This is a genomic window from Sulfobacillus harzensis (assembly GCF_012933365.1).
In the GTDB taxonomy this organism is placed as follows: Bacteria; Bacillota; Sulfobacillia; order Sulfobacillales; family Sulfobacillaceae; genus Sulfobacillus_B; species Sulfobacillus_B harzensis.
On sequence record NZ_JABBVZ010000337.1, the window covers coordinates 1 to 515 of the forward strand.

At 63.5% G+C, this 515-nt stretch carries 2 protein-coding genes; both read left to right on the forward strand.

What is annotated here, in order from left to right; genetic code table 11:
• Window positions 1–208: OsmC family protein (locus HIJ39_RS23380; protein ID WP_207711905.1), on the forward strand; the 208-nt coding region annotated here is incomplete at its 5' end.
• A gap of 14 nt (window positions 209–222) precedes the next feature.
• A partial coding sequence (locus HIJ39_RS23385; RefSeq protein ID WP_169103405.1) for an FAD-dependent oxidoreductase occupies window positions 223–515 on the forward strand: 293 nt, incomplete at its 3' end.

Genomic DNA, 515 nt, shown 5'->3' on the forward strand with positions numbered 1-515 from the left:
CATTCAGCTGACCGGGGTGCGCCACGATCAGCCGCCCCAATTGGTCTCGGTGACCTATCCATGGACGGTCCAGACCGACGCGGCCGAGGATCGACTGAGGCGCTTGGTGGAGACCGCGAAACGGAACAGCACCGTCTATCAAACCCTGGCGTTGGCGATCCCGGTGTCCGGCACCGTGGTGCGGGACGACGGGGCTTTGCCCATCTAAGGAGGTTATCTAGTATGTCTCACATTTTGATCATTGGCGGCAGTGATGCGGGCATCAGCGCGGCGCTCCGCGCCCGGGAGGTGGACCCCACTGCCACGGTGACGATGTTGGTGGCGGATGCGTTTCCCAACTACAGCATCTGCGGCCTGCCCTTCTATCTCAGCGGCGAGGTCGCCGATTGGCACCATCTCGCGCATCGCACGCTGGGAGACATTGAATCGGCGGGCATTCGGGTCCGGTTGAACACCCGGGCGCTCGCCATCGATCCGGCGTCACATACGGTGCGGGTGCAAACCGAGAGCCAAGC